The organism is Amycolatopsis sp. NPDC054798 (genome assembly GCF_053611505.1).
In genome coordinates, this window is record NZ_JBSHAM010000010.1 from 1 (window position 1) to 26,111 (window position 26,111).

At 70.3% G+C, this 26,111-nt stretch carries 29 protein-coding genes; 15 read left to right on the forward strand and 14 right to left on the reverse strand.

Annotated elements, in window-relative coordinates:
• Positions 1-485, forward strand: a 485-nt coding sequence (locus ACWGIC_RS08745; RefSeq protein ID WP_452075300.1) for an SWIM zinc finger family protein, incomplete at its 5' end; no start/stop codon positions are given.
• Positions 486-678: 193 nt separating this feature from the next.
• Here ACWGIC_RS08745 and ACWGIC_RS08750 read toward each other — a convergent pair.
• From ACWGIC_RS08750 to ACWGIC_RS08770, 5 genes are all read right to left on the reverse strand, one after another.
• Complete coding sequence (locus ACWGIC_RS08750; RefSeq protein ID WP_452075301.1) at positions 679-1,461, reverse strand: hypothetical protein; 783 nt, start codon at positions 1,459-1,461, stop codon at positions 679-681.
• A 114-nt stretch (positions 1,462-1,575) separates the two neighbouring features.
• Complete coding sequence (gene rox, locus ACWGIC_RS08755) at positions 1,576-3,003, reverse strand: rifampin monooxygenase (protein ID WP_452075302.1); 1,428 nt, start codon at positions 3,001-3,003, stop codon at positions 1,576-1,578.
• 177 nt (positions 3,004-3,180) lie between these two features.
• The gene (locus tag ACWGIC_RS08760) at positions 3,181-3,825 is read right to left on the reverse strand and encodes a class I SAM-dependent DNA methyltransferase (protein ID WP_452075303.1); all 645 of its coding nucleotides are present in this window, start codon (positions 3,823-3,825) and stop codon (positions 3,181-3,183) included.
• 52 nt (positions 3,826-3,877) lie between these two features.
• Positions 3,878-5,494 (reverse strand): acyl-CoA dehydrogenase family protein, encoded by a 1,617-nt coding sequence (locus tag ACWGIC_RS08765; RefSeq protein WP_452075304.1) that lies wholly within the window; start codon positions 5,492-5,494, stop codon positions 3,878-3,880.
• Positions 5,478-6,083 (reverse strand): TetR/AcrR family transcriptional regulator, encoded by a 606-nt coding sequence (locus ACWGIC_RS08770; protein WP_452075305.1) that lies wholly within the window; start codon positions 6,081-6,083, stop codon positions 5,478-5,480. Before ACWGIC_RS08770 ends, ACWGIC_RS08765 begins: the two co-directional genes overlap by 17 nt.
• A gap of 110 nt (positions 6,084-6,193) precedes the next feature.
• On the opposite strand from ACWGIC_RS08770, the gene ACWGIC_RS08775 reads away from it, so the two are divergent.
• Positions 6,194-7,060 (forward strand): LLM class flavin-dependent oxidoreductase, encoded by an 867-nt coding sequence (locus ACWGIC_RS08775; protein WP_452075306.1) that lies wholly within the window; start codon positions 6,194-6,196, stop codon positions 7,058-7,060.
• On the opposite strand, the gene ACWGIC_RS08780 is transcribed toward ACWGIC_RS08775, so the two are convergent.
• Entirely contained in the window at positions 7,057-7,650 is a 594-nt protein-coding gene (locus ACWGIC_RS08780; protein ID WP_452075307.1) for a hypothetical protein, read from the reverse strand. The genes ACWGIC_RS08775 and ACWGIC_RS08780 overlap by 4 nt on opposite strands.
• 60 nt (positions 7,651-7,710) lie before the next feature.
• Between ACWGIC_RS08780 and ACWGIC_RS08785 the strand changes: the two genes are divergently transcribed.
• The 4 genes from ACWGIC_RS08785 to ACWGIC_RS08800 all read left to right on the forward strand — a co-directional run bounded on the left by ACWGIC_RS08785 (position 7,711) and on the right by ACWGIC_RS08800 (position 10,903).
• On the forward strand, positions 7,711-8,421 hold the full coding sequence (locus tag ACWGIC_RS08785; protein WP_452075308.1) for an SDR family NAD(P)-dependent oxidoreductase: 711 nt from the start codon (positions 7,711-7,713) through the stop codon (positions 8,419-8,421).
• A 36-nt stretch (positions 8,422-8,457) separates the two neighbouring features.
• Entirely contained in the window at positions 8,458-8,754 is a 297-nt protein-coding gene (locus ACWGIC_RS08790; RefSeq protein WP_452075309.1) for a hypothetical protein, read from the forward strand.
• A gap of 654 nt (positions 8,755-9,408) precedes the next feature.
• Positions 9,409-10,434: a tyrosine-type recombinase/integrase gene (locus tag ACWGIC_RS08795; protein WP_452075310.1), complete on the forward strand. Its 1,026-nt coding sequence runs from the start codon at positions 9,409-9,411 to the stop codon at positions 10,432-10,434.
• Positions 10,435-10,438: 4 nt separating this feature from the next.
• Entirely contained in the window at positions 10,439-10,903 is a 465-nt protein-coding gene (locus ACWGIC_RS08800) for an SRPBCC family protein (RefSeq protein ID WP_452075311.1), read from the forward strand.
• A 240-nt stretch (positions 10,904-11,143) separates the two neighbouring features.
• Here ACWGIC_RS08800 and ACWGIC_RS08805 read toward each other — a convergent pair whose 3' ends face one another.
• The 3 genes from ACWGIC_RS08805 to ACWGIC_RS08815 all read right to left on the reverse strand — a co-directional run bounded on the left by ACWGIC_RS08805 (position 11,144) and on the right by ACWGIC_RS08815 (position 13,032).
• Entirely contained in the window at positions 11,144-11,878 is a 735-nt protein-coding gene (locus tag ACWGIC_RS08805) for an SDR family NAD(P)-dependent oxidoreductase (protein WP_452075312.1), read from the reverse strand.
• Positions 11,879-11,988: 110 nt separating this feature from the next.
• Positions 11,989-12,579: a TetR/AcrR family transcriptional regulator gene (locus ACWGIC_RS08810; protein WP_452075313.1), complete on the reverse strand. Its 591-nt coding sequence runs from the start codon at positions 12,577-12,579 to the stop codon at positions 11,989-11,991.
• A 72-nt stretch (positions 12,580-12,651) separates the two neighbouring features.
• The gene (locus ACWGIC_RS08815; protein WP_452075314.1) at positions 12,652-13,032 is read right to left on the reverse strand and encodes a hypothetical protein; all 381 of its coding nucleotides are present in this window, start codon (positions 13,030-13,032) and stop codon (positions 12,652-12,654) included.
• Positions 13,033-13,098: 66 nt separating this feature from the next.
• Between ACWGIC_RS08815 and ACWGIC_RS08820 the strand changes: the two genes are divergently transcribed.
• Together ACWGIC_RS08820 and ACWGIC_RS08825 are read left to right on the forward strand one after the other, a co-directional pair.
• Positions 13,099-13,875, forward strand: coding sequence for a glycerophosphodiester phosphodiesterase (locus ACWGIC_RS08820; protein WP_452075315.1), 777 nt, complete (start codon positions 13,099-13,101; stop codon positions 13,873-13,875).
• A 40-nt stretch (positions 13,876-13,915) separates the two neighbouring features.
• A complete protein-coding gene (locus ACWGIC_RS08825) occupies positions 13,916-14,914 on the forward strand; it encodes a helix-turn-helix transcriptional regulator (RefSeq protein WP_452075316.1) in 999 nt (332 codons plus the stop codon).
• Here the strand turns inward: ACWGIC_RS08825 and ACWGIC_RS08830 are convergent.
• Positions 14,847-15,551: a transglycosylase family protein gene (locus tag ACWGIC_RS08830; protein WP_452075317.1), complete on the reverse strand. Its 705-nt coding sequence runs from the start codon at positions 15,549-15,551 to the stop codon at positions 14,847-14,849. The two genes, ACWGIC_RS08825 and ACWGIC_RS08830, sit on opposite strands and share 68 nt — an antisense overlap.
• 250 nt (positions 15,552-15,801) lie before the next feature.
• Here ACWGIC_RS08830 and ACWGIC_RS08835 point away from each other — a divergent pair, with 250 nt between their 5' ends.
• The 3 genes from ACWGIC_RS08835 to ACWGIC_RS08845 all read left to right on the forward strand — a co-directional run bounded on the left by ACWGIC_RS08835 (position 15,802) and on the right by ACWGIC_RS08845 (position 18,560).
• Positions 15,802-17,202 carry an MFS transporter gene (locus ACWGIC_RS08835; RefSeq protein WP_452075318.1) on the forward strand — a complete coding sequence of 467 codons (1,401 nt, stop codon included), beginning with the start codon at positions 15,802-15,804 and terminating at the stop codon, positions 17,200-17,202.
• A gap of 22 nt (positions 17,203-17,224) precedes the next feature.
• Positions 17,225-17,986, forward strand: coding sequence for a thymidine kinase (locus tag ACWGIC_RS08840; RefSeq protein WP_452075319.1), 762 nt, complete (start codon positions 17,225-17,227; stop codon positions 17,984-17,986).
• A gap of 226 nt (positions 17,987-18,212) precedes the next feature.
• Complete coding sequence (locus ACWGIC_RS08845) at positions 18,213-18,560, forward strand: RNA polymerase-binding protein RbpA (protein WP_204096238.1); 348 nt, start codon at positions 18,213-18,215, stop codon at positions 18,558-18,560.
• A 340-nt stretch (positions 18,561-18,900) separates the two neighbouring features.
• Here the strand turns inward: ACWGIC_RS08845 and ACWGIC_RS08850 are convergent, their stop codons facing one another.
• On the reverse strand, positions 18,901-19,389 hold the full coding sequence (locus ACWGIC_RS08850) for a cupin domain-containing protein (RefSeq protein ID WP_452075320.1): 489 nt from the start codon (positions 19,387-19,389) through the stop codon (positions 18,901-18,903).
• 116 nt (positions 19,390-19,505) lie between these two features.
• Between ACWGIC_RS08850 and ACWGIC_RS08855 the strand changes: the two genes are divergently transcribed.
• Entirely contained in the window at positions 19,506-20,390 is an 885-nt protein-coding gene (locus ACWGIC_RS08855) for a LysR family transcriptional regulator (protein ID WP_452075321.1), read from the forward strand.
• Here ACWGIC_RS08855 and ACWGIC_RS08860 read toward each other — a convergent pair.
• Positions 20,350-21,522, reverse strand: coding sequence for an MFS transporter (locus ACWGIC_RS08860; RefSeq protein ID WP_452075322.1), 1,173 nt, complete (start codon positions 21,520-21,522; stop codon positions 20,350-20,352). The two genes, ACWGIC_RS08855 and ACWGIC_RS08860, sit on opposite strands and share 41 nt — an antisense overlap.
• Before the next feature lie 49 nt (positions 21,523-21,571).
• On the opposite strand from ACWGIC_RS08860, the gene ACWGIC_RS08865 reads away from it, so the two are divergent.
• The 3 genes from ACWGIC_RS08865 (at position 21,572) to ACWGIC_RS08875 (ending at position 23,557) form a co-directional block, all read left to right on the forward strand.
• Positions 21,572-22,048 carry a winged helix-turn-helix transcriptional regulator gene (locus ACWGIC_RS08865; RefSeq protein WP_452075323.1) on the forward strand — a complete coding sequence of 159 codons (477 nt, stop codon included), beginning with the start codon at positions 21,572-21,574 and terminating at the stop codon, positions 22,046-22,048.
• 79 nt (positions 22,049-22,127) lie between these two features.
• Entirely contained in the window at positions 22,128-22,472 is a 345-nt protein-coding gene (locus ACWGIC_RS08870; RefSeq protein WP_452075324.1) for an ArsR/SmtB family transcription factor, read from the forward strand.
• Positions 22,469-23,557, forward strand: a complete 1,089-nt coding sequence (locus ACWGIC_RS08875) for an SRPBCC domain-containing protein (protein ID WP_452075325.1) — start codon at positions 22,469-22,471, stop codon at positions 23,555-23,557. Before ACWGIC_RS08870 ends, ACWGIC_RS08875 begins: the two co-directional genes overlap by 4 nt.
• Positions 23,558-23,684: 127 nt before the next feature.
• Here the strand turns inward: ACWGIC_RS08875 and ACWGIC_RS08880 are convergent, their stop codons facing one another.
• Positions 23,685-24,452: a polyprenol monophosphomannose synthase gene (locus tag ACWGIC_RS08880; protein WP_452075326.1), complete on the reverse strand. Its 768-nt coding sequence runs from the start codon at positions 24,450-24,452 to the stop codon at positions 23,685-23,687.
• Positions 24,453-24,475: 23 nt separating this feature from the next.
• Positions 24,476-26,110 carry an apolipoprotein N-acyltransferase gene (lnt, locus tag ACWGIC_RS08885; protein ID WP_452075327.1) on the reverse strand — a complete coding sequence of 545 codons (1,635 nt, stop codon included), beginning with the start codon at positions 26,108-26,110 and terminating at the stop codon, positions 24,476-24,478.
• Position 26,111: the final 1 nt, after the last annotated feature.

Here is a 26,111-nt window from a genome sequence, read left to right on the forward strand (position 1 = left end):
TCGGCCCGATCACGGCCCGCCCGGGCCGGATCACCGCGACCACCGAGGACGCCGACGACGGCCCGTACCGCACCGGCGTGCACCTGGCCGAACTGTCCACAGCGGACTGGGACCTGCTGCTCGACCGCGCGGCCGACCACTCCGGGCACCTCGCCGCCCTGCTCGACCGGCATCTGCCGCCGGAATTGGCCGAGGTCGTCCCGCTGCTGCCCGGCATCGGCGACCTCGACCCGGACTGCGACTGCCCCGGCTGGGAACTCCCGTGCCGGCACGCCGCCGCGCTGTCGTTCCAGGTCGCGTGGCTGCTCGACGCCGACCCGTTCCTGCTGCTGCTCGCCAGGGGCCGGACCGAGCAGGAGGTGCTGGACGAACTCGGCCGCCGCACCGCCACCCGGGTCACCACGGGAATGCTGGCCGCGGACGCGTACGCGCGGGAGGTGCCGCCGTTGCCGGATCTCGCGGAGTTCACGCCCCGCGTCCGCTGAGCCTGCTCTGCCGCGGGCGGCAAGGGCCCGTTGAAGTCGCTCTGCCACCAGGCGGCAGGCCGCACAGTCGCCGGTCACCCGATCCGGTTGCTCGCACCCCAGCGACTCTGCCCCCGGCATTGGGGGACAGGCGCCTTTCGGCATGGATTTCCTCAGGCTGATCCCGGGCACGACGGCCACTGGTGGCAGGGCTTCATCTCGGCGGGCGCGGCGGCGGAGCGCCGAGCGGACGGCGGTCGGCACAACCGCTGGCTCCGCATTCGCAGGCCCATCGGTAGGGCGGCGCGGTGCTGCCGGGAATCACGTCGCGCCCGGTGGCCTCGGCCCAGAGCCGTCCCTGCCGAGCCGCGACGTCGTTCTCGAACGCTCTCTGCTCGGCCAGTTCGCGCCCCGGAGCGAGCCTGCCGGTGATGCCGGGCGCGAGAGCGGATGCCACGGCGTCGTACGTCGCGGGCCAGTCCGGGTCGTCGGGCACCTCGATCACCGGGCGACCGGCAGCGGCGGCCTCGCTGCGGACCAGCTCGGCGATCACGGTGTCGCGAGCGACGAGGCGTTCCAGACGCTCCGGATCAGCCTCCGGCCGAGACGAGCGCGCCGCGCGCGTCCGCTCCGGCGAGGGTAGGAGGAACACGGCGCTTCCTATCGGCAGCAAGGCAGCCATCGACGGCAGCAGCTGCGGCCCCTCGACCAGCACGGGCACGGGTTCCGCGGCCCGGGCGCGCACGTCGGCGACGATGAGCGGCAGGCGCGCGTGCGCGGTCGCGACGAAGGCGGCAGCGGCGTGCTCAGGGCCTTGAGCGAGTTGCTCGTCCAGGGTCGTGCTCGCTGCGGGGAGCCGCTCCTGGTGGTCGTAGGTCCACAGATCCACCGGGTGCAGCGGAAGATCGAAACGCCGGCTCACCAGCCACGCGATCGTCGACTTGCCAGCTCCTTGCGCGCCGCCGAGCCAGATCATCGCCGGCCACGGCCTGTCCATCACAAATCCCGGTCCATCACAGCCCCCCGCAGTGCTGACGGTCTCCGACCGGGTTGAGCGGGTTTCCCGGCACCCCCAGGGAAGCCGGGAAACCCGCTCAACCCGGCTACGTCCTCATCGCTGCGAGCCGAACCATTGCAACAAGCGCATGTCCAGCTCGTGCTGATCCTCGCCGGCCCAGACCACGTGCCCGTCCGGCCGCAGCAGCGCGGCCGGCACGTCGAGGTCCTCGCTCACGTCCACGACGCGGTCGACCCGGTCCGCCCAGCCCTCCGCGGACAGCTGCCCGTTCTGGTCCAGCAGCAGCCCGCGGCCCTGGTGCATCAGCTCGTACAGCCGCCCTCGCTTGAGCGCCAGGTCCGGCATCCGCCGCCCGAGCAGCGGATGGCCGTCGCCGAAGTCGTAGCGGATGTCGAGCGCCAGCACCTTCTCCAGCAGCAGCCGGTTGACCTCCTCGAAGGCCATCAGCTCCGTCATCAGCCGCCGCATCGCGCGGCCGTCCGGATCCGGCGACATCACCACGGCCTGTGCGCGGACGTTGTCCAGCACGGCGTCCGCGACCGGATGCCGTTCGGCCTCGTAGGTGTCCAGCAGCCCCTCCGGAGCCCAGCCGTTGACCTCGGCGGCGAGCTTCCACCCGAGGTTGAACGCGTCCTGAAGGCCGAGGTTGAGCCCCTGCCCGCCCAGCGGCGGGTGGACGTGCGCCGCGTCGCCGGCCAGCAGCACCCGGCCGACCCGGTAGTGCTCGGCCTGCCGCGTCGCGTCCCCGAACCGCGAGAGCCAGCGAGGGGAGTGCACGCCGAAGTCCGTCCCGGCGTACTCGCGCAGCTGCTGTTTGACCTCGTCCAGCGTCGGCGTCCGTGCCTCCCGGTCCTCGACCACCCCGGCCGCGGGCACCACCACGCGGAACATCCCGTTGCCGATCGGCCCGACCCCGAACCACAGCTGCGTTTTGCGGATTTCCATGACCAGCGCGGTGATTTCGGCGGGATCCGCCGTCGCCTCCATCTCGCCCAGCAGCACCTCGCGCCGCGCGGGCTCGCCCGGGAACGCGACGCCGAGCGCCTTGCGCACCGTGCTCCGCCCGCCGTCGCAGCCGACGAGGAAGCGCGCCCGCAGTTCGCTGCCGTCGGCCAGAGAGACGCTCACCCCGTCCTCGTCCTGGCTCAGCCCGACGACCTCGCAGCCGCGCCGGATCTCCGCGCCCGCCTTGACCGCGTGCTCGGCCAGCAGCCGGTCGGTGATGGGCTGCGGAAGCCCCAGCACGTACGGATGCGAGGTGTCGAGCCGTTCCGGCGCGGGCCGAGGGATCCCCGCGAAGAAACCCCCGACCGGGTGCGTCGAGCCCTCCGCGAGGAACGGCTCCAGCATCCCCCGCTGGTCCAGCACCTCCATGCTGCGCGAGTGCATTCCCAGCGCCCGCACGAACTTCGGCGGTTCCGCCTCCTTCTCCAGCACGACCACGCGCACCCCGTGCAGCCGCAGTTCCGCCGCCAGCATCACGCCCGCCGGCCCGGCCCCCACCACGATCACGTCCACCATGAACTTTGCGTCCCCTGTACCGGAGCCGCGTTCCCGCCGGCGGTCTTTCCGCTGGCAGCGGCTCCGGCGGACGATTGTGGAGCACCACCCGGGTCTTGCCGCAAGCCCCGGGTGGTGCTATATGTTTAAGTGGGCAGGGAGAGCTTCCTGCCCACTTCTGTATCCAGGGGACTTTTCTCAGCCCTCCCGGCGGGCCATCAAGTACGCCTGGTCCGTCGAGTCGAACGGCGGCTCCGGAGCGCGCACCAGCCGGGCCTCCACCGCGAAACCGGCGGCGGTCAGCAGCTGCGCGACGAAGTCCGGGTCCAGCCGGTACGCGTCCGCCCCGATGTCGTGGCCGTAGGCGTTCTCGATGCGCTTGCGCTCGTTGCCGCCCACCTGGAACGCGGTCAGCAGCCAGCCGTCCGGGCGCACCACCCGCGCGAGTTCCTTGGCCAGCACCGGAAGCTGCTCCGGCGGCGTGTGGATGAGCGAGTACCAGGCGAGCGCCCCGGCGAGAGAGGCGTCGGCCAGGTCGAGCGCGGCCAGCGACCCGACTTCGAACCGCAGGCCCGGATGCGTCCGGCGGGCGATCTCGACCATCGCGGGGGACAGGTCGACGCCGAACACGTCCAGGCCCAGCGAGGCGACGTACCCGGTCAGCCGGCCCGGGCCGCAGCCGAGGTCGCCCACCGGACCCTCTCCGGTCCGCTCGGCGAACGCGCCCAGCATCGCCCGGTCCCACGTGCTCGCCTTGAGCGCGTCCTTCAGCAATTCAGCGTAATTCTCGGCAACAGTGTCGTACGCGGTCCGCGTCTCGGTCACGTAAACAGGTTCGGTCACGGGCAGGGACAGTAGCCCGCTCCGCCGGACCCTGTCCGGCGAAACACGCGGACTAGACGCGGGCGCGGGCGATGATCGCGGAAATGTCGGTTCCAGCGGGCAAAGTGCCGAAAGCCAGGCCCCAGTCGCCGCCGAACCGCGTGCCGCAGAACGCGTCCGCCACCGCGCGCGGCGCGTGCCGCACGAGCAGCGAACCCTGCAGCACCAACGCCATCGACTCGACGACCCGCCGCGCCCTGAACTCCAGATCGTCCACATCGGACAGATCCTTCTTGAGCCGGTCGACCGCGTCGTCCAGCCGCGCGTCGCCGCCCGCGGCGAGTTCGACCTCGGCGAAATACGCCGCCACCGACTCCGGCTGCCGCCCCATCGCGCGCAACGCGTCGAGCGCGGCGACGTTGCCCGAGCCCTCCCAGATCGACATCAGCGGCGCTTCCCGGTACAGCCTCGGCATGCCCGATTCCTCGACGTACCCGTTGCCGCCAAAGCATTCCAGCGCCTCGGCGGCATGCATCGGGGCACGCTTGCACACCCAGTACTTGGTCACCGCGAGCCCCAGCCGGCGGAACGCCTGCTCCTGCTCGTCGCCGGGCCGATCGCCCGCCGCGGCGAGCCGCATCGACGCCGCCACCGCCGCTTCCGCCTCGATCACCAGGTCCGCCAGCACGTTCGCCATCAACGGCTGGTCCACGAGCGCCTTGCCGAACGCGTACCGGTGCGTCGCGTGGTGCACCGCGCGGACCGCGCCCAGCCGCATGCCCGAAGAACTGCCGAGCGCGCAGTCGAGCCGCGTGTTGTTGACCATCTCGATGATCGTGCGGACCCCTCGGCCCTCCTCGCCGACGAGCCAGCCCACCGCGTCGTCGTACTCGATCTCCGACGAAGCGTTCGACCGGTTGCCGAGCTTGTCCTTCAAACGCTGCAACCGGATCGGGTTCCGGCTGCCGTCCGGGAGCACGCGGGGGAGCAGGAAGCAGGACAGCCCGCCGGGGGCCTGCGCGAGAGTGAGGAACATGTCCGACATCGGCGCGCTCGTGAACCACTTGTGCCCGACCAGCCGGTAACTGCCGTCGCCCGCGGGCCGCGCCGCGGTGGTGTTGGCCCGGACGTCCGAGCCGCCCTGCTTCTCGGTCATCGACATGCCCGCGATCAGGCCGCGTTTCGTGCCCGGCTCGCGCAGCCCGAAGTCGTATTCGGTCGACGCCAGCAGCGGCTCGTACTTCCCGGCCAGCTCCGGATTCGCGCGCAACGCCGGAACCGCCGCGTACGTCATGGAAATCGGGCAGGTGTGCCCGGCCTCGGACTGGCTCCAGACATAGAACTTCGCCGCCCGCGCCGCGTGCGCGCCCGGCCGCTCGTCCCGCCACGGCGCGGCCTGCAACCCGTGCGACACCGCGACGTTCATCAGGTCGTGCCAATGCGGATGGAACTCGACCTCGTCGATCCGGCGCCCGTAACGGTCGTGCGTGCGCAGCACCGGCTCGTTCTCGTTGACCAGCCGGCTCCACTCCTGCACCTGCTCGCTGCCGGCCAGCCGCCCCAGCTCGTGCAGCTCGTCGGCGACCCACGACGCGTCCGTGCGCCCGACCGCCTCCGCCAGCGCCGGATCGGCGGCGGTGTCGTGCTCCAGCGGCGGAACCTGATTGACGACCTCATGCGTTGCGGGCATTCGAACCTCCCAGTGACCGCACGACGAACGTGCGCAACTCGCTGACCTCAGCCGACCCGCCGCTGGTCAGCGGGCCGATCAACACCTCCGCCGCGGCGCCCACCAGCGCCGCCGCGCTCACCGCCGCGTCCTGCGCGGGCAACACCCCGGCCCGCACCCCCTCGGCGACGTGCCCGGCCACGACGTCCCGGAACACCCGCCGGAACTCGAGCCGCTCCGCGTCGATCACCGCGTCCACCGGCTCGGCCAGCAGCGCATACGCCAGCCGCGGCGCCTTCAACGCCCGCATCGCGAACGTCTCGAACACCGCCACCACCCGCGTCACCGGATCGGCCGGCCCGGCCGCCGCCGACCGCACCGCCTCGACCTCGCGCGACACGACCTGCCGGAACACCCGCACGACCAGATCGGCCTTGGTGGGGAAGTGCCGGTAAACCGTGCCGACCGCGACGCCCGCCCGCTCGGCGACGGCCGCTACCGAGCAACCGGCGTACCCGTGCTCGGCCAGCTGCTGCACGGTGGCGTCCAGGATGGAGTCGCGAAGCGCGTCGAGACGCTCCTGGACTTTGGGCGTTCTGCGGTAGGCCACGGCAAGGAGTGAACCACTGATTCACAACTTGCGTCAACGGTCTCGTGCGGATGCGCGTCACCGCCTTATTCGCTTGCCGCACCAGGTCCGGCCCCGGGACCATGCCCGGTATGCGCTTCTCGATCAACATCCCGAACTTCGGCGACTTCGCCGATGCCCGGACCGTGGCGAGAGTGGCGGCAGCGGCCGAACAAGAAGGCTGGGACGCGCTGTTCCTCTGGGACCACGTGGTCCACGACAAAGAAATCCGCCGAGGCCAGCCCTTCGGCGACCCCTGGATGCTGCTGACCGCGGCCGCGCTCGCGACCTCCAAGCTCAAAATCGGCACCCTGGTCACCGCGGTGCCCCGACGCCGCCCCGAACACCTCGCCCGCCAGGTGGCCACCCTCGACGCCCTCAGCGGCGGACGGGTCATCTTCGGCGCCGGGCTCGGCGGGCCGATCCAGGACGAATTCGGCAGTTTCGGCGAACCCACCGACCCGGTCGTCCTCGCCGAACACCTCGACGAAAGCCTCGGCCTGCTCGACCGATACTGGTCCGGCAACCCCGTCGACCACGACGGCAAGCACTACCAAGTCCGCGACGTCACGCTCCTGCCCGCCACCGTCCAGCAACCGCGCCCGCCGGTCTGGCTGGCCGCCGTCTGGCCCAACCGCAGGCCCGTCCGCCGCGCCGCACGCTGGGACGGCATCGCCCCGCTGTTCAAAAACGCCACCCACGGCGTCGTCCCGGCCGCGGAAGACGTCCGCGATGTCGTGTCCTACGCCCGAAAACACGGCGCGGGGGAGAAGTTCGAAGTCGTCGTCGGCGGCCGTACCCCGGGCGACCCGGCCCGGGCCCGCGACCTCATCGCCCCGCTCGCCGAAGCCGGCGCGACCTGGTGGGACGAACGGCAGCTGATCACCACCAGCGACCTCGACCGCCTCGAACCCACCCTGCGCCGCATCAGCCAAGGCCCGCCAAGGGGAGTGGGCTAAACCTCGACCACCAGCACCCGGCTCAACCGCTCCGCCAGCGGCCGCACCGACTCAGCCGACACCCCGCCGCGCAATCCGGCAGCCGGGAGAAACCGCACCGTCGTCCCGGTGGTCCCGTCCGACGGCACCGCAACCAGTTCGTCAGCCGGGATGCCGTGGTGATACCGCTGCGTCCACGCACCCTCGGCGCGGCGATTCGTATGCACCAGCCACTCGCTCAACGCGGCGACCACCGACATCCCGTACCGCGGATGCCCGTCAGGAAGGGGAGTGGCGGGCGGGGAATCGAAGTACCGCAAGTCCTTCGTCGCCATCACCGGTTTCCGCACCGGCCGCCCGTCATCGCCGACTGTCATCTGCGTCCCGCGGCCATCGTCCGAAATCGAAACCGAACCATCCGGGTGAAATTCGACCACCGCGCGACCGGCACCTTGATCCTCAGCCTCGTCAGCGGCGTAGGCGAGCACTTCGAGAATCAGGTGAGCCATCCCGGCAGGGGCGTACCGCGCCGGATTCTCGCGGATCAGCCGCAGATGCTCAGGATCGTGATCACGGGACCAGTCGTGTGTCGTCGGCTCAGGCAGCGGCATCCACCGATCCTTCCACCGCAGCTTGACCTTGTCTGCACTCCAGCACCTAGCGTCGCGGCCATGACCACAACACTGATTACCGGTGCCACCAAAGGACTCGGCTACGAAACCGCCCGGCGCCTGATCGCCGCCGGACACACCGTGTACCTCGGCGCGCGCGACACGGCCCGAGGCCAACGAGCCGCAGAAGAACTTGGCGCACGAACCGTCCAGCTCGACGTCACCGATGAAGCGTCAGTCCTCGCCGCAGCGAAAACCGTCGAAGCCGACGGGGGACTGGACGTTCTCGTCAACAACGCGGGCATCGCGGTCGAGTTGAAGAGCGACGGAGAGCCAATCGGTGCCGCGGAAGTCACTGCTGACTTAATGCGGGAAACGTTCGAGACCAACGTCTTCGGCGTCGTGCGAGTGCTGCGTGCGTTTCTGCCGCTCCTCGAACGTTCGTCAGCGCCGGTGGTGGTGAACGTCAGCAGCGCGCTGGGGTCGCTGGGCAGGATGACAGACCAGGCGACGCACCAGTACGCGTACGCCGGTGTCGCATACCCGGCGTCGAAGGCTGCGGTCAACATGGTGACCGTGCAGTACGCCAAAGCGTTCCCAGGCATCCGGATCAACGCTGTCGAACCTGGCTACACCCGGACGGACATCAACGGACTCCGCGGCGGACAGCCAGTCGAGAAGGGCGCGGAGATCATCGTCCGGATGGCGCAGATCGGCACAGACGGACCGACCGGCACCTACACGGACATCGACGGCCCGCTCCAGTGGTGATTCGATAGGCGGAGCGCTCGGCCAGCTAGGGGGAGGATGACCGAGTACCACTGGCCGGAAGGCTTCGAGGGTCTCATGGATCGCGCTTCGGCGGCATGGACTGTCACGTGCGAGATGCTGCCGATCGGCTCGCCGGTCCGAGGCAAGGTGATCGGACGGCAGCCGTTCGGCGTGCTGTTGCGCATCGAAGACGTCGCCGATGCGATCGGTCTGACGGAGACCGTCGTCATCCCGCAAGGCAAGCCGCTGCCAGCGCTCGGCGACACGGTCGTCGGCGAGGTGATTGGGCATGCCGCGCACAACTGCCAGATAAGGATCCGGCCCCGAAGCTGACGGGCGAGGGGCCAGCGGAGGCGGCAGGGGCTCCACATCTGCCTTACTTGACATAATGTACATTATCGGCGTTTTGCTGACCTGCGGATCAGCGGGTTGAGGAGAGGTTTCTCCGAGGGTTTCGATGCCGTCGCACAACGCGTCTCTGCACGCGTGGACGTGAGCCCCGAGCGCTCCCGGTCCGGCGGCAGCTGACGTCCCTACGTTGCACCCGGGTTCCGGCCGGGCCTCCAGGAGTCGGCTCGGCGAGCAGCTCGGGATCCCCGACGGGAACTGCCGCACCAGTCGCACTTAATTCGTCACCGTGACGAATTAAGTGCGACTGGCTGGACGTTGAGGTTGGAGCACAACAACTTTCTCCAGTGCGCGGATGCTGACTCAGGCGGCTTGAAGATCCACTCGACCAGATGAACGCGTCGCTGATCCGTCCGAGCGACAGCTCTGCTCGCGGCGCTCAGACAAGCCTGAACAGTGACTTTTCACGTCGTGCAGGGAGCTTTCGGATGCGAGCGGGTTGATCGGAAAGTGCTGTCCCCCAAGGGGATTCAACCCCTTCTCAAGTTCGGCAGAAGCCCTCCCGCGGCCATGTTTCATGCATAATCGCTATTATGCATCATATATCAGACAGCGGGTAGCGTCGAAATTGTCGGTGCTGTGCGGTACAAGATCACTATGCTCGTTTCCGAGGCACAGCAAGCGTTCTTCGCGGCACGGCGGCCGCGCAAGGACTCGCCGCACACCACTGCCGCCTATCGGCGCGACCTCGCCGGGATCACCGCTCTCCTGCTGGCGGAGCTGGGTCGCGACGAGGTGGACGTCGAAGAGCTGACAGCGCCGGTGCTGCGGGCCGCCTTCGGCGCGTTCGCCGACAACCACGCGAAAAGCTCGGTGTTGCGGGCGTGGTCGACGTGGAACCAGTTCCTCACCTTCTGCGTGTCGGACGGACTGCTCCCGGGCAATCCGATGGGCGCGGTCGCGCGGCCCAAGACTCCCCCGCTCACGCCGAAACCCTTGCGGGGCGAGGAAACTCCCGAGCAACTGCTGACCGCGGCGGCCGACGGCGCCCGGCGGGCCCGGGATCCCTGGCCGGAGCGGGACGTGCTGGTTTTGGCGCTGGGTCTGGTCGCGGGCTTGCGGGCAGCGGAAATGCGCGCGCTGACGCCGCGGTCGGTGGTCGGGCGAGACGGCGAGCTGCGGCTGCACGTCCACGGCAAGGGCAGCCGGGACCGGTCGATCCCGGTGCAGCCCGCGATGGCGAAACTGATCGAGGACTACCAGGCTTCGTGCCGCCGGCGGTTTCCGCGGCAGCGCTTCCCGGCGAGCGAACCGCTGCTGCGGGACCGGGCGGGCGAGCCGATCGGCCGCGGTGCGCTGGAGTACCTGGTGAAGTCGTGCTACCGATGGGCGGGCTTGCATGACCGGGTGCCGACGGGCGCGAATCTCCACGCGCTGCGGCATACGTTCGCCACGCGGCTGGCGGAGGACGGGGCGACGGCGTCGGAGATCATGTCGCTGCTGGGCCACGCGAGCCTGGCGACGAGTCAGAACTACATCGAAGCGACCGGCCGGGAACAGCGGGCAGCGGCGGCGAGCAACCGTACTTATCGGGCGTTGAACGGCCTGGCCCGGGAGGACTCTTCTCGAGAGGGCACCGCGCGGGAGGTCGATGTGATTGCATGAGCGCGTGACTGACGAACCCTCGCGCGTCGTGCGCGCCAGCCGTGAGATCGAGGCGTCCGCGGAGCGGATTTTCGAGCTGATCGCCGAGCCGTCACAGCAGCCGAGCTGGGACGGCAACGACAATCTGGCCGAGGCGGAACCGGGCCAGCGCGTTCACGCGGTCGGCGACGTGTTCACGACGATCCTCCGGAACGGCAAGGTCCGGGAGAACCACGTCGTGGAGTTCGAGGAAGCCCGCCGGTTGGCGTGGCGGCCGGCGGAAACGGGCAAGGAACCGGCGGGGCATTTGTGGCGCTGGGAGTTGAACCCGCTCGGCGCGACGCGTACGGAGGTGACGCACACCTACGACTGGTCTGACCTGAGCCTCGAGGACACCAGGCGAGTCACCCGCGCGCGGTCCACGACGGCGGACAGTTTGCGGGCGTCGCTGGAGAATCTCGCGAAGGCGGCGGAACTTTCGCAATCGTAAGCCGGGTTGGCGCGGCGTGGCCGCGGATTCGGTGCCACACCGGATCCGCACCGGGTGCGATCAGGTCAGCTCGCTTTCGTCTCCGCCGCGCTCCGCAGACCACGCGGGCTACCACGCGGACTGCCTGCCGCTGACGACGTCGCACTGGCCCTGAAGGAACTCGCCACCGGCACACTGCGTCCGCTCCCCTGGCGTCGCCGCCGAGCTTCAACACCAGCGGGCGGCGACGCGGGGTGTGCCTCAGACCTGGGCGTAGCCGCCGTCCACGGCGAGTTCGGAGCCGTTGACGTAGCTGGACGCGTCGGAGGCGAGGAAGACGGCCGCTGCGGCGATTTCTTCTGGTTCGGCCAGTCGGCCGAGCGGAACCGATGCCCCGGCGGCGGCGAGTTCGTCGGGGCCGATCAGGTCTTGCAGACCCTGGGTGCGGGTGCCGCCGGGCGAGAGCAGGTTAATCCGGTACTGACGCGTCCCGGCGTCGTGGGCGAACCCTCGGACCAGGTTGCGGAGCGCGGCTTTGGTCGCCCCGTACACGGGCAGGTAGGGCTGGGGGCGCGAGACCGCCGTCGACCCGGTGAGGATGATCGAGGCCCCTGGCGTCAGCAGCGGCAACGCCTTCTGCACGGTGAAGAGCGAGCCCTTGACGTTGGTGGTGAACATGGCGTCGAACTGCTCCTCGGTGATCTCCCCCAGCGGGGCGGCGATCCCGATGCCCGCGTTGGCCACCAGGACGTCGATCCGGCCCGCCTGCTCGGCGACGGCCGCGTAAAGCGCGTCGAGGTCTTCGAGCCGGCCCACGTCGCAGCGAATCCCGGTGACCTCGGGCCCGAGTTCGGCCTCGACCTCGTCGAGCTGCGCCTGGCGGCGACCGGCGACGAACACCCGCGCCCCCTGTGCGCGGTAGGCGCTCGCGATCGCCAGCCCGATCCCCGCGTTCGCCCCGGTCACGACCGCGACCTTGCCCTCCAGCACCTTCATGGCAGCTCCCGTCGATGTTATTGACCACTTAGTCCATAACTTTCCCCATATGGACCGCGCGGTCAATAACCTCAGGAGCCCTGTGCCTCACCCCACAGCAGCAGGAGTGCTCAGGACGTCGGCAGCAGACCGTCGAGCAGAGTCTCGGCCATCGCCGACAACACGGCCTGGTCCTGACCGACTCGACCGAGCACGATCAGCCCGAGCTGACCGGCCAGCACCGCGCGGGCGGTGGCGTCCGGGTCGAGGCGGGGCGCGACGTCGCCCTCGCGCTGCGCTCGTCGTATCGCGCCGGCTAGCACGGCAGTGGTCGATGCGTAGCTGCGCCGCGCTTCCGCGGCCACCTCGGCGGCGTTCACCGACAGCTCCATCGCAGCGTTGGCGAGCAAGCAGCCTCGACGGGCCTGCTCGCCGCTGGGATCACGTACAGGCCCGGTCACGAAACCCCGGATCACCTCGATGCCGCGCTCGGCTTGTTCGAGCTGGCTGCGCAGCATGTGTTCATTGGCCTCGTCGTACATGCGCAGCACGCGCAGGAACAAGCACTTCTTGTCCCCGAACGCTCCGTACAGACTCCCCTTGCCGAGCCCGCTGGCGGCCAGGAGATCTTCGAGCGAGGTGCCCGCGTAGCCGTTGTCCCAGAACGCCGCCTGCACAGCCGACAGCACGCGCTCTTCATCGAACTGTCGTGGACGTGGCACGCGGCCGATGCTACCTATAGTGGACCGGTCGGTCCAGCATCGTCGAAACCCCGGCGCATTCCGCGCGGAGCCTCAGCGAAGCTGTTCGAGATCCTTGGCCGCAGCAGCGATCTCCTCGGCGAGCTGACGCAGTTCGCTTGCCGACGCTCCGTCCGCCGCGGCGGTCACGATGTCCTCCGCCGCGCAGCGGAGCTGGAAGAGCCGGTCCTGGAGGGCGGCGATCTCGGTGTCCGACAGGACGACCGCGTCCTCGGGCAGGCCGCTGCGCTGCAGCGCGGTGCGGCGTTCGTAGGCGCGCTGGCGGCAGGACTGTCCGCAGTAGCGGCGGCGGCGTCCGACGTTGCCCGCTTCGGGCAGGCGGCGGCCGCACCAGCCGCAGTGTTTCGGGGCGTTCGTGCGGCGCGGCACGACGCGTTCGTCGCCGGTCAGAGCGTGTTCGGCCAGTTCCCTCACCCGCCGGACTCTAGCTGTCCATCACGTTCTCACGACGGGGCCACACCGATGGCGCAGACTGGAAGCATGCGTCCACCGTTTCCGTATCTCGCCGACTCGCTCCCCCGTGCCTTCGCCCACCGCGGCTGGCACCTCGGCGACCTGGAGGGGCTGGAGAACTCGTTGCCGGCGTTCCAGCGCGCGGTCGCCGAGGGGTACCGCTATCTCGAAACCGACGTGCACGCGACGTCGGACGGGGTGGTCGTCGTGCATCACGACGCGACGCTCGATCGCACGACCGACGGGCGCGGCGCGATCGCGACGCAGACCTGGGCGCAGCTCAAGGACGTCAAGATCGACGGCCGGGCGCCGTTGTCGCGGCTGGAGGATCTGCTCGAAGAGCTGCCGGACGCGTTTTTCAACATCGATGTGAAGGCCGACAGCGCGGTGGTCCCGTTCGTGCGGGCGCTGCGGCGGACCGGGGCGATCGAGCGGGTCGCCGCGGCGTCCTTTTCGGACTCGCGGCTCGCGCGGTTGCGCCGGTTGGCCGGGCCGGAGCTGCTGACTGCGATGGGGCCGCGCTCGGCGTTCCTGTTGTGGGCGAACGGCTGGGCTCCGTTGCTGCCGGTGAGCCGGTTCGCGCGTGGCTGGCTCGCGCAGGTGCCGGTGCGGCAGGGGCCGTTGACGGTGGTCGACCGGTCGTTCGTGAAGTCGGCGGTGCGGCGCGGGTTCGAGGTGCACACGTGGACGATCGACGACGCGGATCAGATGCGGACGCTGCTGGACCTCGGCGTGCACGGGATCGTGACCGACCGGCCGGATCTGCTGCGCGAGGTGCTGCAGGAGCGGGGTGCGTGGAAGTAGCGGACTGAACCTGACCGCTGCTCCGGGCAGGATCGAGGGCGTGCCGAAAACCTCCGCGCGGCTGTTGTCGCTGCTTTCGTTGCTTCAGGCTCGGCGGGATTGGCCGGGTGCGCTGCTGGCCGAGCGGCTGGAGGTCAGTCCGCGCACGGTGCGCCGAGACGTGGACCGGTTGCGGGAGCTCGGCTATCCCATCGTCACGACGAAGGGACCGGACGGCGGTTATCGGCTGGATGCCGGTGCGCAGCTTCCGCCGTTGCTGTTCGACGACGACCAGGCCGTGGCACTCGCTATCGCGTTGCAGGCGGCGACCGGGGCTGGGATCGAGGAGGCGGCCAAGCGGGCGTTGCAGACGGTGCGGCAGGTGATGCCTGCGCGGCTGCGGCATCGGGTGGACGCCTTGAGTTTCACTGCCGTCGAACACCCGGTGCCCAGCGCGGATCCGCAAACCCTCGTCGCGTTGAGCGCCGCGGTGCGCGCCCGGGAGGTGCTGCGGTTCGATTACGCCCCCACGGACACCCCGCCGCGGCGCGTGGAGCCGCATCATCTCGTCACCTGGGGCCAGCGCTGGTACCTGGTCGCGTGGGATCTCGATCGCGAGGACTGGCGCATCTTCCGGGCGGACCGGATCACGCCGCGCACGCCCACCGGGCCGCGGTTCGCCGAGCGCGGGCTGCCCGACGTCGCCGCGTTCGTGGCCGCCCGGTTCCGCGGGATGGATCTGTCCGGCGAATGGCCGTGTCGCGGCGAGGCGATCCTGCGTCTCCCGGCGACGGAAGCGGCGAGTTACCTGGCCGGCGGCGTGATCGAGGCGCTCGGGCCGGACCGGTGCCGGGTGAGTATCGGCGCCTGGTCGTGGCGGGGGCTGGCCGCCTTGTTCGGCCGGGTCGACGCCGAGATCGAGGTCGTCGGCCCGGCCGAGCTCAAGACAGCGTTCCGGCAGCTCGCCGCGCGCTACGCCGCTGCGGGGCAGGTCAGCGCGGAGCCTTGCCTTCCCACGCGGCCTTCCACGTCTTCGGGCCCAGCCGGCCCGAGTCGTTGATGCCGTTGGCGCGCTGCAGGTCGAGGACCGCGGTGCGGGTCTTGTCGTAGTAGCAGCCGGTGCCGCTGAAGCCGTAGCCGAAGGCGTTCATCCGCAGCTGGAAGGTGCGCAGTGCGGGCGCGCAGTCGCCGTAGGCGTAGACGAGGCCGGGCCAGGCGGGGGTCGCGCCGGGCGGTCCGGGAGGCGGGGCGGGCTGCGGCTTGGGCGCGGGCGGGGCCGGGAGTCCGCCGCCGCCGATGTAGGCGGCCTCTTCCCAGGCCGGGACGCGCTTGCTGCGGGCGTCGCCGTCGTTGGACAGGCCGAGCATGCCGCCGCATTCCCAGGGCTGCCAGCCGCGCATCCGGTAGAGGTAGAGCGCGCGGTAGTCCTGCTCGCGGGGGGTGGCCTGGTCGGGGCGGCCCTGGCCGCCGACGCTGCGCCAGGTGGGGAGGTCGAACTGGTAGGCGCCGTAGTAGCCGTTGCCGGTGTTGATCGTGTAGCGGCCGCTCGACTCGCACATGCGGAGCTTGGCCCAGGTGCCCGAGGCGGGGTCCGCGGAGGCGGCGCCGGTGACGACGAGTTCCATGCCGAGGACGGCGACCACGAGCAGGAAGGCTCTGGCGGCGGCCCGTCTGGCAGTGCGAACGCGGTTGGTCATGTCACGCACACTAAGCACGCGACTCAGGGACCACAAGAGTCACACCACGCCCAGCAGTCTCACATGACACGCCCGGAAATCCCGGCAGCGACACGCCCGGCGCGGCGTGTCGCGCGTTCCGCCGCACGGCGTGGCGGAAACCGGAAGCGACGAACCGGACACGGTTTGCCCCCTTCGGCGGTACCGTGCGGGCCGGCGCCAGTAATGTCCGGCGCGACCTGGAGATTCGCGACCGAACGAGGAGCCGTGGATGACGCTGGCCGAGACCCGGGACAGCAAGCGGGAACGGTGGGGCTGGTACTTCTACGACTGGGCCAACTCGCCGTTCTATTCGTCGGTCACGACGGTGTTCGGGGCGCTCTATATGAGCACTGTCGCGGCCGCGGACGCGAAGCAGAACATCACCCTTAACGGGGACAGGGCTTGTCTCAACGCGTCCGGAGTGGACGACAAGCTCAACCACTGCGACGTGTCTCTGTTCGGCCTCCACTTCCCCGCCGGTTCGCTGTGGGGCTACCTGCTGTCGGTGGCGACCGTGGTGCAGGTCCTGGTGCTGCCGATCGCGGGCGCGGTGGCCGACCGCAGCCGCAACAAGCGCAAGATCCTCGGCGGGTTCGCGGCGCTGGGCGCGGCGGCGTCGGCGCTGATGTTCTTCATGGCCGGTTCGGACTGGCAGCTGGGCGCGGCGCTGTTCATCGTCGCGAACATCGGGTACGGCGGCTCGCTGGTCGTCTACTACTCGTTCCTGGTGGACATCGCGACGCCGGACGAGCGCGACGACGTCTCGGCGAAGGGCTGGGCGTTCGGCTACCTCGGCGGTGGGCTCGCGCTCGCGCTGCAGCTCGCCTTCTACCTCAGCCGCGAATCGCTCGGCATCGACACCGGCCTGGCGGTGCGGATCTGCTTCCTCACGTCGGGCATCTGGTGGGCGGTCTTCACCGTCCCGACGCTGCGCAGGCTCCCCCGCATCCACGTGCCGGCCGCGACCGAACGCGGCGTCTCCGTGCTGCGGTCCGGGTTCCGCGAACTGCGCCAGACGCTCGGCGAGGCGAAGGCGTATCCGCTCACGCTCGCTTTCCTCGGCAGCTACCTGCTCTTCGCGGACGGGATCAACACCGTCGTCACGGTCTCGGCGCAGTACGGGAAGGACGAGCTGCGCTTCACCGACGAGGTGTTGATCATCACGGTGCTGGTGATCCAGTTCCTCGCCTACGCGGGCGGCGTCCTGCACGGCCTGGTCGCGCGCCGCCTCGGCGCGAAGCGGACGATCCTGGTCAGTCTCGTGCTGTGGGTCGTGGTCCTGGGCGGGGCGTACTTCGTGCAGCCGAGGCAGCCGCTGCAGTTCTTCGCGGTGGCGATCGGCATCGGGCTGGTGCTGGGCGGGACGAACGCGCTGGCCAGGTCGCTGTTCAGCCAGATGATCCCGGCCGGGAAGGACGCGCAGTACTACTCGCTCTACGTCGTGGGAGAGAAGGGCACGTCGTGGCTCGGGCCGCTGGTGTTCGCCGGCGTCGGGCAGGCGACCGGGTCGTTCCGGCTGGCGATCATCGCGCTCGTGGTGTTCTTCGTGCTCGGCTTCGTGTTCGTCGCGCTGGTGCCGGTGCGGCGCGCCATCTCCGCGGCCGGGAACCGTCCTCCGGAGGTGCTGTGAGGCCCAGATAGGGTCGGGCGTCGTGACCGCTGCAGACGACGTTGTTCTCGACGACCCCACCGACGCGCTTTCCGCGGCCCCGCCCGCCGGGGCCCGGCGCAACGGTCCCGCGCGGGGACGGCTGAAGTTCTGCTACGGCCCGATGGACTGCGGGAAGTCGACGCTCGCGCTGCAGATCGACCACAACCACGCGCGCCAGGGCCGCCGCGGTCTCGTGCTGGTCCGCCACGACCGCTCCGGCGCGCCGCAGATCACCAGCCGGATCGGCCTCGCGCGGCGGGCGACCGAGGTCGCGCCGGGCACCGACCTTCGCGACCTGGTGCGCGAGCAGTGGGCGCGCGGGCACCACGTGGACTACGTGATCGTGGACGAGGCGCAGTTCCTCTCCCCCGCGCAGGTCGACCAGCTCGCCGAACTCGCCGACGAGGCGGGCGTGGACGTGTACTGCTTCGGCATCGCGACGGATTTCCGCAGCAGGCTGTTCCCCGGGGCCGCCCGGCTGTTCGAGATCGCCGACGAGCTCCAGCCGGTCCAGGTCGAGGTGCTCTGCTGGTGCGGGCTGCCCGGCCGGTTCAACGCGCGGGTGCGCGGCGATGTGATTCTCCGTGACGGAGACACCGTTGTGGTAGCAGATACCGAACACTCCGTAGTTGAATCTTCAGCTTCAGCACCGTCTGATGCTGAACCGGTCACGGTCCGTTATCAGGTACTGTGCCGTCTCCACTTCCGCTCGGGGGATCTGGGACCCTCCGCTGCCCAGTACGGTCAGTTACGGTTGTCCTAGAGCTAACCTAACTAGCCCGACTGGGGGATATCCGCACTAAGAAGGCGGTATCCGCGTCACGTCAGAGGGCGAAACGACTCCCTCTGGAGGAAGCTGAAGACCACGGGTGACGCAGCTCATCGTGAGCAGCGACATGGTGTGCCGGGAATCCCCCGGGCACCTCGTTCGTTGCATAGGGTGAGCATCACCCTGGCTCCACCCGGAGCTGACTGAAAGGAATCCCACTATGGCCGACCGTGTTCTCCGTGGAAGCCGGCTGGGAGCGGTCAGCTACGAGACCGACCGCAATCACGACCTCGCTCCGCGCCGTACCGTGCGCTACGCCTGCCCCAAGAACCACGAGTTCGAGGTGCCGTTCTCCGACGACGCCGAGATCCCGACGGTGTGGGAGTGCCGCCTGCACGGCAGCGAGTCCGAGATCGTCGACGGCGGGCAGCCCGAGCAGAAAAAGGTCAAGCCCCCCAGGACCCACTGGGACATGCTGCTGGAGCGCCGCTCCATCCCCGAGCTCGAGGACCTGCTGAACGAACGTCTCGCCGAGCTCAAGGGACGCCGGACCAGCCGGTCCGCTTGAGCCTCGGCCAGTAGCTGGCTCCCATCACCGAACAGGAAAAGCCCCCGCGACCTCCCCCCGCGGGGGCTTTTCCGCGTCCGCGGCACTCCGGCGGGCAGCCACAGCGCGGCTCGCGGCCAGCCGGTCCGGTGCGCCGCGAGCGACGCGCCGCCGAGCAGGTGCGGTGCCCGCAGTTGCTCGGCCACGAGCTGGTTGGCCAGGTTTCGCCCCGTCCACTCGGTGCCGCGTTGTCCCGCCGGTCGGACCTGACGAGGCGCACGGTCCGGTCGAACTCGGCCAGTGCCCGGCGGTGTCACTCGAGCAGGTCCCTGAGTTCGATCTCGCCTGAACCCCCGCGCGATCAGGCCGCCGCGTCGGCGCGGGCTCGCCGCCAGCGAGGGCTGTCGACGTAGTGGTTGTCGTACTGCTCGGAGGAAGCGGCGATCTCCTTCGGGTCCGCCTCGCCGCGTGCGACGCGGTCGAGCAGCCGGTAGTAGTCGAAGCGCTCCATGCCGGGGGTGAAGACCACCAGCACATCGGCGGCGGAGCCCGCGGCCGGGCCGAAGGCGTGCGGGACGGTCGGCGGCACGGCGAGGAAGTCGCCGGTTTCCAGGGTGTGCAGTTCGTCGCCGGCCAGGACCTGGAGGGCTCCGCCGAGGACGTAGAAGAACTCGGTCGCGCGGGTGTGGAAGTGCGCGGGCGTACCGAAGACGCCCTGGTCCAGAGTGGCGCGGTTGGCGGTGAACCGGTTGCCGGTGGTGCCGGAGTCGGCCAGCAGGGCGATCAGGCTGCCGGGAGCGTCGGACAGGACTTCGGCTTCGGCGGAGCGGATCAGGGTTGTTCCGGACATCGGTTCCTCCGTGGGACGCTGGTTTGACAAGGGCTACTTTTCCGCCGTTGAGCTGGGCGAACAACGGCGATCCGCGCATCGGTTGATAAGCTCTGGGTTATCGATCGGAGGCGCGGGTGGAACACCGGGACATCGAGGTTTTCCTCGCGCTCGCCGAGGAGCTGCACTTCGGCCGGACCGCGGAACGGCTGCGGGTGTCGCAGGCCCGGGTCAGCCAGTCGGTCAAGACGATGGAACGCCGGATCGGGGCGCGGCTGTTCGACCGCACCAGCCGGCGGGTCTCCCTGACTCCGATCGGCCGAAGGCTGGAGGCCGACATCCGGCCCGCTTACCGCCAGCTGCTGGCCGGGATCGAGCGCGCGGCCGCGGCGGGACGCGGCGTCGAAGGCACCCTGCGGCTCGCCTTCGAAGCTCCGGCGGTGGCGAACCTGATCTCCGCTGCGACGGCCGCTTTCCGGGCCCGGTATCCAGGCAGCGAGGTCGACGTCAGCGAAGCCCCGTTCGAGGATCCGCTCGCCACGCTCCGTTCCGGCGAGGCCGACCTGGCCGTGGTCCTGCTGCCGGTCGACGCCCCCGCGATCACGACGGGCCCGGTGGTGCTCACCGAGCCGATGGTGCTCGCGGTCGCGTCCGGGCATCCGTTCGCCCGCCGGGAGTTCGTCACGTTGGAGGATCTCGGCCGCGACACGGTCCTGCGCGCCGCGCACCCGCCGCCCGCCTACTGGCGAGAGCCGCCCGAGCCGTGGACGACGCCCGCCGGTGTCCCCATCACCCGCGGGCGCGCCTGCCGCACCTTTCAGGAACTTCTGCTGCTCATCGGAGCGCGCGAAGGAATCTGCCCGCTCGCCGCGCACGCCGCCGAGTACTTCGCGCGCCCCGGCATCGCTTTCGTGCCCTTCCGCGACACCCCGCCGGCGCAGTGGGGATTGATGTGGCGCAGCGGCGGGGAAACCGCTCTGGTCAGGGCGTTCGCGACGGTAGCCGCCGAGCACCGGACCTAGCCGACGCCCAGACCACGAACGCGCACCCGGCGAACGCCGCGCCCAGCACGCTGGAGCCGGTCCAGCCCGCCGCCGCGAAAGCGGTGGTCGTCGTGGCCGCTCCCAGGGCGGAGCCGAGCGAGTAGAAGATCATGTAGCCGCCGATGACGCTGCTGGTGCGGTCCGGATGAGCAGCGGTGAGCAGATGCTGATTGCTGACGTGCACCGCCTGCACGGCGAAGTCGAGCACCAGCACGCCCAGGCTCAGCAGCCACAGCGACGGCTGTCCGACGGCCAGCCAGGACGCGGCCAGCAGGACCAGCGCCCCGCCGGTGACCAGGCTCGCGTGTCCCCGGTCGGCCCAGCTCCCGGCTCGGGCGGCGCCCAGCGCGCCAGCTAGGCCGACCAGCCCGAACAGACCGATCTGCGCCGTGCTCAGGTTCCACGGGTCCTCGGCGAGCGGCAGCGACAGGCCGCTCCACAGCGTGCCGAACGAGGCGAACAGGAAGAACGCGATCAACCCCCGCGAGAGGAAAAGCGGTTCGCGGAACAAGCCGCCGAGCGACGTCAGGACCTGCCTGTAGGTGGTGCCGTCGCGGCGCGGGTCCGGCGGCATCGTCTTCAGCACGAGACCGGCGAGCACCGTCAGCAGCACCGCGAGCGCGACGTAGACGCTGCGCCAACCCCACAGTTCGGCCAGCGCACCGGCCGCGACGCGGGCGCCGAGGATGCCGATGACGACGCCGGAGGTGACGGCACCGAGGGTTCGGCCGCGCTCGGCGGGAGTGGACAGCGCGGCGGCGTAGGCGACTGTCGTCTGCACGACGACCGCGAACAGGCCCGCGAGCGCTAGCCCGGTCAGCAGCAGCCAGGTTTGGGCGGCGGCAGCGGCCAGCGCGGTGCCGACGGCGGTCAGCAGCAGGTGTGCGGCGATGAGCTTGCGCCGGTCGACGAGATCGCCCAGCGGCACCAGCGCGGCGAGCCCGGCCAGGTAGCCGAGCTGTCCGGCGGCGACGATCCAGCCCAGGCCGGCGTCCGGGATGCCCAGGTCCCCGCCGATCTGCGCCAGAACCGGCTGAGCTGCGTAGATGCTCGCGACAGCGACCGCGCACACCGCGGCGAAGACAGTCCGATGGCCCGTGGTGAGGCCCATGAGTCCCCCAATCAGTAGCGAATTGCAACTAATCGCACCGTACGGCAGAATGGTTTCAAAGAGCAACTCATCGAGGAGGCGCGAGAGCGTGGACGGCACTCCGGCCTGGACCGACCCGTCGTGTCCGGTCGCCCGCACCCTGGATCTCGTCGGCGACCGGTGGAGCCTGCTGATCGTGCGCGACGCGATGGACGGCGCGCGGGCGTTCACCGACTTCCAGCAGCGCACCGGCATCGCCCGCAACATCCTCACCGACCGGCTGCGCCGCCTCGTCGAACGCGGCGTCCTCGACCGGCAGACCGCGGAGTCGGGCAAACGGCAGGTCTACTCGCTCACCCCGGCCGGGCGCGACCTGTTCACCGTCGTCGTCGCCCTCCGGCAGTGGGGCGAACGGCACGCCTTCTCCCCCGGCGAAAACCACTCAGTGCTCGTCGACGAGGCCGGACACCCGATCCCGCCGCTCAAGCCGGTCGCGGCGAGCGGCGCGGCGGTCGGCGTCGAGACGACCTCGGTGCGCAAAAGCTGAATCCAGCTTCCCCCTTGCCCGCGCGACGTGCCGGGCCTATTGTCAACGTACTGCTTGATAAAGAGATCGGTTGATAAAGATGTCCGTTGACAACCGTGACGACCGGCTGGACCGGGCGTTCACCGCGCTCGGCGACCCGATCCGGCGGGCACTGATCGCCCGTCTCTCGCGCGGCGAAGCGACCGTGAACGAACTGGCCGAGCCGTTCCCGGTCACGAAACAAGCCGTTTCCCGGCACGTGCAGGTGCTGGAGGCGGCCGGGCTCATCACGCGCAGCCGCGACGGCCAGCGCCGCCCGTGCCACCTCAACGCGGCCGCCCTCGAAGAACTGACCAGCTGGATCGACACCTACCGGCTCACCCGCGAACGCGAGTACCGCCGCCTCGACGACCTTCTCGAAGAGACCAAGGAGCAAGAACGATGACCGCGAACCCGACCACCGTCACCGCCCAGCCCGGCAGCCCGTTCATCGAGGTCGTCCGCGAGTTCGACGCGACGCCCGCTCAGCTCTTCCGTGCTTACACCGACCCCGACCTGATCACCCGCTGGCTCGGTCCGCGCGACGTCGAAATGCGCCTCCTCGAATTCGACGCGCACTCCGGCGGGGCGTACCGCTACGTGCACGTCGACACCGACGGCGGCGAGCACGTCTTCCATGGCGTCTTCCATGCCGTGGAGAGAGCCGAGCGGATAGTCCAGACCTTTGAGTACGAAGGCGCGCCGGGCAACGTCAGCCTGGACACCCTGACCTTCGAGGAACTGGACGGCCGGACGCGGCTGCGGACCCGGTCGGTCTTCCCGAGCGTCGAGGTGCGCGACGCCATGATCGCGAGCGGGATGGAACGCGGCGTCCGCGATTCGATGGACCGGCTCGACGAGCTGACCCGCGACCAGGACCGGCCGGGAACGAGCCGGGTGGTCCTGGACATCTCGATGTCGCTGGACGGCTATGTCACCGCGCCGGGAGCCGGTCCGGAAAACGGGCTCGGCGTGGGCGGCGAACCGCTGCACGCCTGGGTGTCCGACCCGACCCCGCGCGACGTGGAGATCCTGCACCGCTCGTTCACCGAGACCGGCGCGGTCATCATGGGCCGCACCATGTTCGACGTCGTGGACAGCCCGAACGGCTGGGCCGACGAGGACGGCTACGGCGAAGGCGAGGACCGGGTCGCCGCGCCGCCGGTGTTCGTCGTCACCCACTCCCGCCCGGAGAAAGTGCGGCTGGGCGAACGGTTCCGGTTCGCCACCGACGGACTCGAGCACGCTGTCGAGCAGGCCCGCGCGGCCGCGGGCGGCAAGGACGTCATGGTGATCGGCGGCGGGTCGATCGCGTCGCAGGTCCTCTACGCCGGACTGGCGGACGTGCTGCGGATCCACCTCGCGCCGATCGTCCTCGGCGACGGAACCCCGTTGTTCCCCAAGGGAAATCCGGGACCGGTGCGGCTGGAGCCGCTCGGTTCGGTGTCGACGCCGGGCGCCGAACACCTCACCTACCGCGTCCTGAAGTAAAAGCCGTCGCCCCGCGCCTGCCGACCCCGTCCTCGAGCGAGACGGCCCGATTCGCGGGCAGACCCGCCACACCGGGACTTGCCAGCGGGGCAAGGAATCCCGGTGCGGCGGCATGCGAGTAAAGCCGTCAGCCGCGGCCCAGCAGCCTCTTCAGCTGGGCCAGGCGGCGCTGCACGCCCCACTCCGCGACCCGGAAAAACGCCTCGGACATGATGCCGCCGCTCATCTTCGACACGCCGATCTCCCGGTCGGTGAAGGTGATCGGCACCTCGACGATGTCGAACCCGGCGTCCGCGGTGCGGCGCGTGAGGTCGATCTGGAAGCAGTAGCCGTGCGAGGCGACCTCGTTCAGCGCCAGCTTCTCCAGCACCGGCCGGCGGTACGCGCGGAACCCGGCGGTCATGTCCGCGACCTTGATCCCCAGTGCGATCCGCGAGTACAGGTTCGCCCCGCGCGAGAGCAGCGTCCGGCGCAGCGGCCAGTTCACCGTGCTGCCGCCGGGCACGTACCGCGACCCGATCGACAGGTCCGCGTCGCCGACCGCGTCCAGCAGCCGCGGCAGGTCCTCCGGCGCGTGCGAGCCGTCCGCGTCCATCTCCACGAACGTCGCGTAGCCGCGCTCCATCCCCCAATGGAACCCGGCGATGTAGGCCTTGCCCAGGCCCTCCTTCGCGGTGCGGTGCAGCACGTGCACCCGCTTGTCCGCGGCCGCGCGCTCGTCGGCGAGCTCGCCGGTGCCGTCCGGGCTGCCGTCGTCGACGACGAGCACGTCGACGTCCGGAAGTGCCTTGTGGAGCCGGTCCAGCACCGGGCCGAGGTTGTCCCGCTCGTTGTAGGTCGGGATCACCACCAGCACCGGTTCGATCGTTTCGGCCCCCCGCGGCGCCTGCGCCATCCGTGTCCTCCGCATCCGGCGGATCAGCCCGCCGCTTCCCCTGCTGTGGTCCCCGTTTCCGAGGCCGGCACTGTCTTGCCGGTACCGCGCCGGGTGCGAAAACGGAGCACGAACCCGCCGGCGAGACCCGCGATCGCCAACGCCAGCAGTCCGTACTCCGTCCACGCACCGATTCGATCCGACAGCGTAGTCTGCGTGCGCAGCGGCACGCGCCCGACCAGGGCGTCCGCCGTGAAAAGGCCGGTGGAGCTGGTGATCGTCCCGTCCGGGGCGACGAACGCGCTCACCCCGGACACCGCCGACACCACCACCGCGCGCCCGTGTTCGACCGCGCGCAGCCGCGCCATCGCCAGCTGCTGGTAGCTCATCTCCCCCGGCCCATACCACGCGTTGTTGGTCGGCACGACGAGCAGCTCGCCGCCCGCGTTCGTCGCGTCCCTCGCGGGGCCGTCGAACGCCGACTCGTAGCAGACGAACACGCCGATCTTCGTTCCCGCGACCGACAGCGCGGCGTTGGAGCCGTCGCCGGGACGCATGTCGCGGGTGTCGTCGATGAACGGCGTCACCAGCCGCGCGATGGCGCGGGCGGGCACGTATTCGCCGAACGGCACCAGATCCTGTTTGACGTAACGCTGCCCCGGGCCGGTCTTCGGATCCCAGACGACAGCCGAGTTTTCCGCGGCGCCGTCCGGCGTGCGCACGAGCGCGCCGATGATCGCGGGGGCGCCGTAGGCCGAGACCATCTGGTCGACGCCCGGGTCGTCGCCGTCCAGCGGGGTCGAGGTTTCCGGCCACAGCAGCAGATCCGGCTTCGGAGCCTGTCCGGATTGGACTTTCCGCAGCAAGCGGGCGCTCTCGGCGAGGGCGTTGGCGCGCAGCAGCCCGCGCTGCCCCTGCAGGGCGAGGCCGATGTCCGGCGCGTTGCCCTGCACGGAGCCGACGGTGAGCGACCCGTTCTGCGCCTCGGTGCCGATCGTCGGCCACACCGCGAGCCCGGCCGCGGCGGGAAGAACGGTGAAGACCGCGGGCCACACCAGCGCGCGGTCCCAGGCTTTGCGCGTACGCCAGAGCCGCGCGATCACCGCCGCGAGGCCGAATCCGGTGAGCACGACGGCGAAACCGACCAGCGGCGCGCCGCCGACCGACGCCAGCGACAGGAACGCGCCCTCGGGCTGGCTGAACGCGACCCGGCCCCACGGGAACCCGCCGAGCGGGAACCAGGTGCGCGGCGTTTCGAGAGCGATGAACACCAGCGCGCCCCACAGCGGCGCCAGCGGCAGCCGCGCCACGACCCGGATCAGCCACCCGGCGAGTCCGAAGTAGAGCGACAGCGCGAACGACAGCGCCAGCCACGGCAGCGGCCCGAAGTCGCGGCCGAGGAAGTCCTGCAGCCACACCAGCAGCGGCACGAAGAACGCCATGCCGAACACGAAGCCGTACCCGAACGCGCCGCGGAACGACCGTCCACGAAGGACCAGCGCGAACGCGGCGAACGCGAGCGGGGCCAGCCACCACAGCGGGCGCGGCGCGAAGCTGAGGTAGTAGCCGTAACCCGTCGCAGCCGTCGCGACGACGCGCGCGAGCCAAGGCTTCCACGCCCGCTTTCGCTTGGTCTTGTGCGCGACGCCCGAATCGGCGTCCGCCACGCTCACTGCCACA

What these genes read in the sequence shown, in the direction of transcription:
- ACWGIC_RS08865 (WP_452075323.1), top strand. Translation starts at nt 21,572, where the DNA reads ATGGTTTCAAAGAGCAACTCATCGAGGAGGCGCGAGAGCGTGGACGGC.
- rox (WP_452075302.1), bottom strand. Translation starts at nt 3,003, where the DNA reads ATGGTGGACGTGATCGTGGTGGGGGCCGGGCCGGCGGGCGTGATGCTG.
- ACWGIC_RS08860 (WP_452075322.1), bottom strand. Translation starts at nt 21,522, where the DNA reads ATGGGCCTCACCACGGGCCATCGGACTGTCTTCGCCGCGGTGTGCGCG.
- ACWGIC_RS08875 (WP_452075325.1), top strand. Translation starts at nt 22,469, where the DNA reads ATGACCGCGAACCCGACCACCGTCACCGCCCAGCCCGGCAGCCCGTTC.
- ACWGIC_RS08805 (WP_452075312.1), bottom strand. Translation starts at nt 11,878, where the DNA reads ATGAAGGTGCTGGAGGGCAAGGTCGCGGTCGTGACCGGGGCGAACGCG.
- ACWGIC_RS08790 (WP_452075309.1), top strand. Translation starts at nt 8,458, where the DNA reads ATGACCGAGTACCACTGGCCGGAAGGCTTCGAGGGTCTCATGGATCGC.
- ACWGIC_RS08785 (WP_452075308.1), top strand. Translation starts at nt 7,711, where the DNA reads ATGACCACAACACTGATTACCGGTGCCACCAAAGGACTCGGCTACGAA.
- ACWGIC_RS08830 (WP_452075317.1), bottom strand. Translation starts at nt 15,551, where the DNA reads ATGACCAACCGCGTTCGCACTGCCAGACGGGCCGCCGCCAGAGCCTTC.
- ACWGIC_RS08870 (WP_452075324.1), top strand. Translation starts at nt 22,128, where the DNA reads ATGTCCGTTGACAACCGTGACGACCGGCTGGACCGGGCGTTCACCGCG.
- ACWGIC_RS08765 (WP_452075304.1), bottom strand. Translation starts at nt 5,494, where the DNA reads ATGCCCGCAACGCATGAGGTCGTCAATCAGGTTCCGCCGCTGGAGCAC.
- ACWGIC_RS08845 (WP_204096238.1), top strand. Translation starts at nt 18,213, where the DNA reads ATGGCCGACCGTGTTCTCCGTGGAAGCCGGCTGGGAGCGGTCAGCTAC.
- ACWGIC_RS08835 (WP_452075318.1), top strand. Translation starts at nt 15,802, where the DNA reads ATGACGCTGGCCGAGACCCGGGACAGCAAGCGGGAACGGTGGGGCTGG.
- ACWGIC_RS08780 (WP_452075307.1), bottom strand. Translation starts at nt 7,650, where the DNA reads ATGCCGCTGCCTGAGCCGACGACACACGACTGGTCCCGTGATCACGAT.
- ACWGIC_RS08880 (WP_452075326.1), bottom strand. Translation starts at nt 24,452, where the DNA reads ATGGCGCAGGCGCCGCGGGGGGCCGAAACGATCGAACCGGTGCTGGTG.
- ACWGIC_RS08820 (WP_452075315.1), top strand. Translation starts at nt 13,099, where the DNA reads ATGCGTCCACCGTTTCCGTATCTCGCCGACTCGCTCCCCCGTGCCTTC.
- ACWGIC_RS08750 (WP_452075301.1), bottom strand. Translation starts at nt 1,461, where the DNA reads ATGGACAGGCCGTGGCCGGCGATGATCTGGCTCGGCGGCGCGCAAGGA.
- ACWGIC_RS08850 (WP_452075320.1), bottom strand. Translation starts at nt 19,389, where the DNA reads ATGTCCGGAACAACCCTGATCCGCTCCGCCGAAGCCGAAGTCCTGTCC.
- ACWGIC_RS08775 (WP_452075306.1), top strand. Translation starts at nt 6,194, where the DNA reads ATGCGCTTCTCGATCAACATCCCGAACTTCGGCGACTTCGCCGATGCC.